Source organism: Cupriavidus sp. R6-3 (assembly GCF_059772245.1).
The window spans coordinates 1-9,411 of sequence record NZ_JCBAJO010000181.1; the positions used below are offsets into that span (position 1 = coordinate 1).

Genomic DNA, 9,411 nt, shown 5'->3' on the forward strand with positions numbered 1-9,411 from the left:
CGGCACGCGCGCCGCTGTGCTCCAGCATGTAGGCGTAATCGTCCACCGTCAGCAGCGTATTGACGGCAACCGGCACCACGCCGGCCAGCAGGCAGCCGAGAAACGCCACGGGGAAATCGATGGTGTCGAGCGCGCACAGCAGCAGCCGCTCCTCGGGCCGCAGCCCGGCCGCCAGCAGCGCGCCGGCGAAGCCTCGGCTGCGCGCATCGAGCTCGGCGTAGGTCAGCGTCGCGGTGTCGTCGCGATAGGCCAGCTTGTCGCCCCGGCCGGCATCCAGATTGCGCGACAGCAGATCGGCGGCGGCGTTGTAGCGCGCCGGCAAAGCGGTCGGGGACGTCATGTCTCACTCCTTGGGCGGCCCGAAGGCGGCCTCTTGTCGGCCGTTGGTGCACGCCCCGGCGGCAATTTGCGGCGGCACCTTATCGTTGTTGATGCATTTTATTGCACATCGACTAAGATGCAAGCTCAGGAATGCACTATATGGCAGCGAAAAAGGCTTGGGGTGAACCCGGGGTATGCCGTCCATGTGCCCTATAATGCCGCACCCAACGCCTGTCGCTGCTTCCCTCCTTCCCAACCCTTGCCCGCCATGCGCCGCGCCACCGAAGCCACTGCGCCTTTGTCCGACGCCGAGCCCCGCCACCCCGGCGAGCGCGATCCGTACCTGACCCAGCTGGGCGAGCGCATCCGCTCGCTGCGCGCGGCCCGCGGCATGTCGCGCAAGGATCTGGCGCGCGGGGCCGGGGTCTCGGAGCGCTATCTGGCCAATCTCGAAACCGGTACCGGCAACGCCTCCGTGCTGCTGTTGCGGCAGGTGGCGGCCGCGCTGAACGTGCCGCTGCCGGTGGTGCTGGCCGAGGCCGACGGCGGCAACGGCGCGCGCGCCGCCGAGTTCGGCCAGCTTCTGCAATGGCTCGCGCAACTGCCGCCCGCCGATCTGGCCCGCGTGCGCGAGGCCTGCCGCAATGCCCTCGCACCGTCCGCCCCCTTCGACGCGCGCCATCAGCGAATCGCGCTGATCGGCCTGCGCGGCGCCGGCAAATCGACGCTGGGCCGGGCGCTGGCCGAGGCGCGCGAGTTGCCCTTCGTCGAGCTGAACGGCGCGATCGAACAGGAGGCCGGCGCCACGCTGTCGGAAATCCATTCGCTGTACGGCCAGGCCGCCTACCGCCGCTACGAACTGCGCGCGCTGGAACGCGTGCTGCGCGAGCACGAGCGGCTGGTGCTGGCGACGCCGGGCAGCCTGGTGTCCGAGCCGGCCACCTTCAATCTGCTGCTCGCCAACTGCTACACGGTCTGGGTCAAGACCTCGCCCGAGGAACACATGGCGCGCGTGGTCGCCCAGGGCGACATGCGGCCGATGCAGGGCAACAGCGAGGCGATGGCCGACCTGCGCCGCATCCTGCAGGCCCGCACGCCGCTCTACGCGCGCGCCGACGCGGTGATCGACACCAGCGGGCAGAGTCTCGACGCGTCGCTGCAGGCGCTGCAGACGGTGCTGCAGGACGCCGGCGCCTGAGCCGGGGCTCGATGGCGGCTGGCGCCGGCGCCGAGCTACCGGCCTCGGCGGCCGTTGCGCCGGCACCTGAGCGACGGCCCCGGCGGCCGGCTCGCACTATATTTCATCGCCCTGCTGCCCGTCCGGCTGCGTGTCCGCGCGGACTGCTCCGCCACGGCACGGCCCGGGAACGGCGCCGGAAAGGCGGCGGTCGAACGGGCGTACGCAAGGAATCCCCGCAAAAGTGGTTTTCCTGCTTCCCTTGCGAAACAAGTGGCCTATAATGTTTCCAAGGAAACAGGAGCATGGCGATGCAGACCAAGCAACTTCGGCAGCAGCTTCCCGCCGGGGCCCCGGATGCCGGGGCAACCCTGACCAAGGCCGTGATGCGCGCGGCCGGCTTCCTCGGTATCAGCCAGGCCGTGGTCGCCAGCGTGCTGGGCATCAGCACGGCCTCCGTCTCGCGCATGGCCTCGGGCCACTACGTGCTGGACAACCACCGCAAGGAATGGGAGTTCGGCGTGCTGTTCGTGCGCCTGTTCCGCTCCCTCGATGCCATCCTCGGGCATGGCGACCAGGCCCGGCTATGGCTGGCCAATGACAATCTCGCGCTGGGCGGCAAGCCGCTCGAACTGATCCGTACTACCGAAGGCCTGGTTCGTGTCGTTCACTATCTGGACGCCACCCGCGGTCGCATCTGAGCGCAAGCCGTTTGCGCTCACGTTGTGGCGGGCGGTGGAAGCCCAGCATGTGGTTTCCACGATGCCGCTGGTCGACAGCCTCGAAGAGCAGGCTGTGCTGGAGGCCGTGCTCGATGCCGGCAAACCGGCGGTTCCCTCCTACGCCCGCCATCTGCACTACCTGCTGTTCACGCCGTTCCGCTATCCGCCGTCGCCATGGGGCTCGCGCTTTCGCGCGGCGCACGATCCGGGTGTGTTCTACGGCGCGGACGAGATCCGCACCGCCTGCGCGGAGCTGGGCTACTGGCGCTGGCGCTTCCTGCGCGACAGTCCCGCCCTGCCGCGCATCGATGCGCGCGCGCAGACGCTGTTCCAGGTCGGCGTGCGCACCGACGGCGTCGCGCTGGACGAGGCGCCGTTCGCGCGCGATGCCGCGCAATGGCAGGACCCGGTCCACTACGAGGGCTGCCAGGCCTTCGCCCGCGTCGCCCGCGAGGCCGGGCTCGGGCTGATCCGCTACCGCTCGGTGCGCGATCCCGGCCAGGGCCATTGCGCCGCCGTGCTGACGCCGCTGGCCTTCTCCTCGCCCGCGCCGCTGGTCACCACCACGTGGATGCTGACGGTGCGGCCCGACCGCGTGATCTGGCAACGCGACGATCTGCTGCAACGCGAGAATTTCGAGTTCGAGGCGGTGCTGTGGGAACGCCCGAACGGCAATGCGGCCCCTGCAAGCGCTTGAAATGCGGCCCACGATACTTTCGCTCATATCTCCTGTTGCATTGCGAAAGCGCTTGCCCTATAATCACTTCTTCGACGGACGCGGGGTGGAGCAGTCTGGCAGCTCGTCGGGCTCATAACCCGAAGGTCGCAGGTTCAAATCCTGCCCCCGCAACCAACCGATCGAAACAGCAAAAAGAACTCAGCAAAAAGCAGCCGCCCCGATTCACCGGGCGGCTTTTTTGTTTCTGCGTGCTTTCCGCAGTTCGCTGCCGCTCATTCGAGCGCGCGCCAGGGTCACGGCTCCACGGTCGTGCCGCCTCAGGGCCGGTGATAAACTGCGCCCATTCCTCCCGGACCGAATCCATGAAATTCTGCTCGAACTGCGGCCATGCGGTCGTGCTGCGCATCCCCGATGGCGACAACCGGCCGCGCCATCTCTGCGATCAATGCGGCACCATCCATTACGTCAATCCGCGCAATGTGGTCGGCACGGTTCCGGTCTGGGAAGACAAGATCCTGCTGTGCAAGCGCGCGATCGAGCCGCGCTACGGCTTCTGGACGCTGCCGGCCGGCTTCATGGAGATCGGCGAGACCACCGCCCAGGCCGCCGCCCGCGAAACGCTGGAGGAAGCCGGCGCGCGCGTGCAGATCGGCGAGCTGTTCTCGATGCTGAACGTGCCGCACGTGCATCAGGTCCATCTGTTCTATCTGGCCAGGCTGGAAGACCTCGATATCGCGCCGGGCGAGGAAAGCCTCGAGGTCAAGCTGGTCGACGAGGCGGACGTACCCTGGGACGAGTTGGCCTTCCCCACCGTGATCCACACCCTGCACTGCTTCTTCGCCGACCGCGCGGCCGGTCGTATCGCGGATGGCAGCTTCCGGCTGCATACGCTCGATATCGACAAGCCGATGCGCCCGCTGGCGGCGCGCGCGACGGTGGAGCCCTGAACGCGCGGGCCGCCTTCCGGGCCGCCTTCCGGGCCGCCTTCCGAGCCCCCCTCAGCGCCGCATGCAGAGCCAACATCCACGCTGCCACCGCGCCACCTCCGTGACGATCGCGCTCCCCGCCCCGTTCAACCGCGCCTTCCACCGCGCCGTCGCCCGCGCCCTCGCCTCCTCTCGCGCATGATCGCCTGGCTCGACCCGCACGATCCGTTTCCCCCGGTCGATGCCGCGCTGGGCCCCGACTCCGAAGCCCCCGGCCTGCTGGCCGCGAGCCGCGACCTGACCCCGCAGCGCCTGCTGCTGGCCTACCGCCACGGCATCTTTCCCTGGTACGCGCAGGGCCAGCCGGTGCTGTGGTGGAGCACCGATCCGCGCATGGTGCTCGACCCTACCGCGCTGCGGGTCTCGCTGAGCCTGCGCAAGACGCTCAAGCGCGTGCTGCGCGAGGACGACTGGCAGATCCGCGTGGACGACGATTTCGAATCGGTGATGCGCGCCTGCGCCGAGACGCCGCGCGCGGGGCAGCACGGCACGTGGATCACGCCGGAGATCGTCGAGGCCTACGGCGCGCTGCACGCGCGCGGCATGGCCCATTCGGTCGAGACCTGGTATCGCGGCGAGCGCGTCGGCGGGCTGTACGGCGTCGCGCTGGGCCGCATGTTCTACGGCGAGTCGATGTTCGCGCGCCGCACCGACGCCTCGAAAATCGCGCTGGCGGCGCTGTGCGGCTTCCTCGCCGGCCACGGGGTGACGATGATAGACTGCCAGCAGGAAACCGAGCACCTCGCCTCGCTGGGCGCGCGGCCGATTCCGCGCAGCGAGTTCGTCGCGCATCTGCGCACGGCGACCGCGCAGCCGCAGATCGTGCCGTGGCGGTTCGACAAGACGGTGCTCGAATGGTGGACACGGGCGCGCCAGGCCGAGCGCTAGCGCCCCGCGCTCCGACCGCGGCAGCACCCGACGGCAGCATCCGATCATGAGCAAGCTCAAGGAATTGCCCCTTTCCGCGCTGCAGTTCTATGCAACGGCGCCCTACGCTTGCAGCTATCTCGAAGGCCGCATGGCCCGCTCGCAGGTGGCCACCCCCGCGCACCTGATCAATGCCGACGTCTATTCCCGCCTGGTGCGCGCCGGCTTCCGGCGCAGCGGCGTCTTCACCTACCGCCCCTATTGCGACGATTGCCATGCCTGCACGCCGTGCCGGCTCGCGGTCGACCAGTTCGAGCCGGATCGCAGCCAGCGCCGCGCCTGGCAGCGCCACCGCCATCTGCAGGCGCTGGTCGCGCCGCTGACCTACGTCGAGGAACACTACGCGCTGTATCTGCGCTACCAGTCGATGCGGCACGCCGGCGGCGGCATGGACCAGGACAGCCGCGACCAGTACGAGCAGTTCCTGCTGCAGAGCCGCGTCAATTCGCGGCTGGTCGAATTCCGCGATCCGCCCGACGCCGCCGAGCCCGGCAAGCTGCGCATGGTCAGCATGATCGACGTGCTCGACGACGGCCTGTCGTCGGTCTACACCTTCTACGATCCGCTGCAGCCCAAGACCAGCTACGGCACCTACAACATCCTGTGGCAGATCGAGCAGACCCGCGAACTGGGCCTGCCGCATCTGTACCTCGGCTACTGGATCGCCAACAGCCGCAAGATGGCCTACAAGGCGCGCTTCCAGCCGCTGCAGGTGCTGGTAGGCAACCAGTGGCGGCCGTTCGAGTCCGAGGGCGCCTGAGCGCGCGGCTCGGCACGCGCATCACGCCTTCACGCTCTACCGCGCGATCCACGGCCGCGCATCACCGCTTCACCGCTTCACCGCTTCACGGCGTCACCACGGTATCTCCCCCCGCGCCGGCCTCCCCGGCGCCCCAAGCGCCGCTGCCGTTACAATATCGCCCTGACCGCGCCGCCACCCGCCCGCGGTGCATCGCCGGACCCGCCCCGCCGCTCTCCGCTTGGTCGCCCGTGGCCGCCCGGTCTCCGATTCCCTGCCCCGACTCCCTGCCGATTTCCGCCGTGCTCAACGCGCTCTATCCCCTGTTTCGTCCCGCCCTGTTCTCGATGGACGCCGAGGACGCTCACCATCTGACCCTCGACAACCTGCGCCGCGCGCAACGCCTTGGACTGGCCGGCTGCCTCGGCAACCGCATCGAAGACGATCCGCGCACCGTGATGGGCGTGCGCTTCCCGAATCCGGTCGGACTGGCGGCGGGCCTGGACAAGGACGGCGCCTATATCGACGGCCTGGCCGCGTTCGGCTTCGGCTTTATCGAGGTCGGCACGGTGACGCCGCGCCCGCAGCCCGGCAATCCGCGCCCGCGCATGTTCCGGCTGCCGAAGGCCGAGGCGCTGATCAACCGGATGGGCTTCAACAACGGCGGCGTCGACGCCTTCGTCGCCAACGTCAACGCGTCGCGCTGGAAGGCCGAGGGCGGCGTGCTCGGGCTGAACATCGGCAAGAACGCCGATACGCCGATCGAGCGCGCGGTCGACGACTACCTGTATTGCCTGGAACGCGTCTATCCGCACGCGAGCTACGTCACCGTCAATATCTCGTCGCCGAACACCAAGAACCTGCGGCAACTGCAGGGCGCCAGCGAGCTGGACGGCCTGCTGTCGGCGCTGAAGACCGCGCAGCAGCGGCTGGCCGACCAGCATCGCCGCTACGTGCCGCTGGCGCTGAAGATCGCGCCGGACCTCGACGCCGACCAGATCGGCAATATCGGCGACGCGCTGGTGCGCCACCGGATCGACGGCGTGATCGCCACCAACACGACGATCTCGCGCGAGGCGGTCAAGGGCCTGCCGCATGCCGAGGAAGCCGGCGGCCTGTCGGGCCGGCCGGTGTTCGATGCGTCCACCGCGGTGGTGCGCGCGCTGCGCGCGGTGGTCGGCGACGCGCTGCCGATCATCGGCGTCGGCGGCATCTTCGACGGCGCGCAGGCGCGCGCCAAGATCGACGCGGGCGCGCAGCTGGTGCAGCTCTACACCGGGCTGATCTACCGCGGCCCGGCGCTGGTCAAGGAATGCGCGGCCGCGCTGCGCGCTTGATACGGGCTCGATAGGCGCTCGATACGCGCTTGATGCGGGATCGACGCGCAACATGATGAACGCTTGATGCGGGATGGATGTCGGATGGATCTCGGATGGATACACCGCTTCCTTTCCTCCCGCCCCATATAGAGGAACACGCATGGAAACGATCCGACTAGGCCAGAGCGATTTGCAGGTCTCGCGCATCTGCCTCGGCACGATGACCTTCGGCGAACAGAACACCGAGGCCGAAGGCCACCAGCAGCTGGACTATGCGCTGTCGCGCGGCATCAACTTCATCGACACCGCCGAGATGTACCCGGTCAAGCCGCGCGCCGAGACCTATGGCCGCACCGAGCAGATCGTCGGCAGCTGGCTCAAGCGCCAGCCGCGCGACCGCATCGTGCTGGCCACCAAGGTCGCCGGCCCGGCGCGCATGCCGTGGATCCGCAACGGCGGCGACCTGACGCCGCAGAGCATCCGCGCCGCGGTCGACGAATCGCTCAAGCGCCTGCAGACCGACTACATCGACCTGTACCAGATCCACTGGCCGGCACGCAACGCGCCGATCTTCGGCCAGAAGCAGTTCGACCCGTCGCGCGAGCGCGCCTGCACCAGCATCGCCGCGCAGCTCGATGCAATGGCCCAGCTGGTGCGCGCCGGCAAGATCCGCCATGTCGGCGTGTCGAACGAAACGCCGTGGGGCATCGCCGAATTCGTCAAGCAGGCCGAATTGCACGGGCTGCCGCGCATCGCCACCGTGCAGAACCCCTACAACCTGGTCAATCGCAGCTTCGAGCAGGGCCTGGACGAGGCCTGCTACCGCACCGGCGTCAGCCTGCTGATCTACAGCCCGCTCGCCTTCGGCCAGCTGACCGGCAAGTATCTGCGCGCGAACGCCTCCCAGCCGACCTTCGATCCGTCGGCGGCTGGCCGGCTGACGCGCTTCCCCGCGGACTGGAGCCCGCGCTACATGCGGCCCGAAACGCTGGCGGCCAGCGCCCGCTACGTCGAGCTGGCGCGCGCGCACGGCCTGTCGCCGGCCACGCTGGCGCTGGCCTGGTGCTACTCGCGCTGGTTCGCGCACAGCACCATCATCGGCGCGACCACGCTGGCGCAGCTGCAGGAGAACATCGACGCCTGGGGCGTGCAGCTGCCGGAAGAGGTGCTCGCCGGCATCGAGCGGATCCATGCCGAGATCCACAACCCGGCGCAATGACCGCGCATTGAAGGCGCATTGACGGCGCATTGACGGCGCATTGACGGCGCAGCAAGGACGCAACGAGGGCGCGGCAAGGGCGCGGCAAGGGCGCAATAACGGGCAACAACAGGGCAATGAATCCGCAGCGAAACCCGACCTCGGTGGGGGTCCCGCACCGCGCCGCAACAGGGCACCGCGGGCCGGGGAAATGGTATCCTCGCGGGCTTGACGCCGCCCCCGTTGGCGGTGCGCGAACCACGCGCGCCAGCCGGCGATCCACTGGAACCACCGAGGCAGAGGGGCGGCCGACCCAACCGAAACCCACAACCAAATATTCGAGGGGAGATTCGACCATGACCATGCTGAAAACTTCGACCAAGACCTTGCTCGCCGGCGCCGTCGCGCTGGCCCTGCTGCACGGCGGCGCGGTGAACGCGCAGACCGTCAAGGTGCTCTCGATCGTCGATCACCCCGCGCTGGACGCGATCCGCGACGGCGTGCGCGCCGAACTGAAGTCGGCCGGCTACGACGCCGACAAGAACCTGAAGTGGGAATACCAGAGCGCCCAGGGCAATACCGGCACCGCCGCGCAGATCGCCCGCAAGTTCGTCGGCGACCAGCCCAACGCGATCGTCGCCATCGCGACGCCGGCCGCGCAGGCCGTGGTGGCCTCGACCAAGACCGTGCCGGTCGTCTACTCGGGCGTCACCGACCCGGTCGCGGCGCAACTGGTCAAGGGCTGGCAGGCCAGCGGCACCAATGTGACCGGCGTGTCCGACAAGCTGCCGCTGGACAAGCAGGTCGCGCTGATCAAGCGCGTGGTGCCCAAGGCCAAGACGGTCGGCATGGTCTACAACCCGGGCGAGGCCAACTCGGTCGTTGTCGTCAAGGAACTGAAGTCGCTGCTGGCCAAGGAAGGCCTGACGCTGAAGGAAGCCGCCGCGCCGCGTACCGTCGACATCGGTCCGGCCGCCAAGAGCCTGGTCGGCAAGGTCGACGTGATCTACACGAATACCGACAACAACGTGGTGTCGGCCTACGAGGCGCTGGTCAAGGTCGCCAATGAATCGAAGGTGCCGCTGGTGGCCGCCGATACCGACAGCGTCAAGCGCGGCGCGATCGCGGCGCTGGGCATCAACTACGGCGACCTGGGCGTGCAGACCGGCAAGATCGTCGTGCGCATCCTGAAGGGCGAGAAGCCGGGCGCGATCCCGTCCGAGACCAGCGACAAGCTGGAGCTGTTCGTCAACACGACGGCCGCCGAGAAGCAAGGCGTGACGCTGTCGCAGGACCTGATCAAGGAAGCCAAGCAGGTCATCAAGTAATGACGCAGTGACGAC

10 protein-coding genes and 1 tRNA gene are annotated in these 9,411 nt (G+C 68.6%); 10 read left to right on the forward strand and 1 reads right to left on the reverse strand.

The genetic code is table 11. The features are described from left to right. Window positions 1-340, reverse strand: a 340-nt coding sequence (locus tag AC6EI8_RS20425) for an AMP-binding protein (RefSeq protein WP_498382729.1), incomplete at its 3' end; no start/stop codon positions are given. 249 nt (window positions 341-589) lie between these two features. On the opposite strand from AC6EI8_RS20425, the gene AC6EI8_RS20430 reads away from it, so the two are divergent. The 10 genes from AC6EI8_RS20430 (at window position 590) to AC6EI8_RS20475 (ending at window position 9,396) form a co-directional block, all read left to right on the forward strand. After that, window positions 590-1,519, forward strand: coding sequence for a helix-turn-helix transcriptional regulator (locus AC6EI8_RS20430; RefSeq protein ID WP_498382730.1), 930 nt, complete (start codon window positions 590-592; stop codon window positions 1,517-1,519). Between the two features lie 284 nt (window positions 1,520-1,803). Continuing rightward, window positions 1,804-2,199: an antitoxin Xre/MbcA/ParS toxin-binding domain-containing protein gene (locus AC6EI8_RS20435; RefSeq protein WP_370639503.1), complete on the forward strand. Its 396-nt coding sequence runs from the start codon at window positions 1,804-1,806 to the stop codon at window positions 2,197-2,199. Further along, entirely contained in the window at window positions 2,159-2,917 is a 759-nt protein-coding gene (locus AC6EI8_RS20440; protein WP_149318897.1) for an RES family NAD+ phosphorylase, read from the forward strand. Before AC6EI8_RS20435 ends, AC6EI8_RS20440 begins: the two co-directional genes overlap by 41 nt. A 79-nt stretch (window positions 2,918-2,996) precedes the next feature. Continuing rightward, a tRNA-Met gene (locus AC6EI8_RS20445) sits at window positions 2,997-3,073 on the forward strand. Window positions 3,074-3,261: 188 nt separating this feature from the next. Next, on the forward strand, window positions 3,262-3,846 hold the full coding sequence (locus AC6EI8_RS20450; protein ID WP_226106535.1) for an NUDIX hydrolase: 585 nt from the start codon (window positions 3,262-3,264) through the stop codon (window positions 3,844-3,846). A gap of 177 nt (window positions 3,847-4,023) precedes the next feature. Beyond that, window positions 4,024-4,773: a leucyl/phenylalanyl-tRNA--protein transferase gene (aat, locus tag AC6EI8_RS20455; protein WP_149318898.1), complete on the forward strand. Its 750-nt coding sequence runs from the start codon at window positions 4,024-4,026 to the stop codon at window positions 4,771-4,773. Between the two features lie 46 nt (window positions 4,774-4,819). Next, window positions 4,820-5,572, forward strand: a complete 753-nt coding sequence (locus AC6EI8_RS20460) for an arginyltransferase (RefSeq protein WP_149318899.1) — start codon at window positions 4,820-4,822, stop codon at window positions 5,570-5,572. 281 nt (window positions 5,573-5,853) lie between these two features. After that, window positions 5,854-6,888, forward strand: coding sequence for a quinone-dependent dihydroorotate dehydrogenase (locus AC6EI8_RS20465; RefSeq protein WP_150083090.1), 1,035 nt, complete (start codon window positions 5,854-5,856; stop codon window positions 6,886-6,888). Between the two features lie 142 nt (window positions 6,889-7,030). Beyond that, window positions 7,031-8,089, forward strand: a complete 1,059-nt coding sequence (locus AC6EI8_RS20470) for an aldo/keto reductase (protein ID WP_150083092.1) — start codon at window positions 7,031-7,033, stop codon at window positions 8,087-8,089. Between the two features lie 335 nt (window positions 8,090-8,424). Beyond that, the gene (locus tag AC6EI8_RS20475) at window positions 8,425-9,396 is read left to right on the forward strand and encodes an ABC transporter substrate-binding protein (protein ID WP_149318902.1); all 972 of its coding nucleotides are present in this window, start codon (window positions 8,425-8,427) and stop codon (window positions 9,394-9,396) included. The last annotated feature ends 15 nt before the right edge of the window (window positions 9,397-9,411 follow it).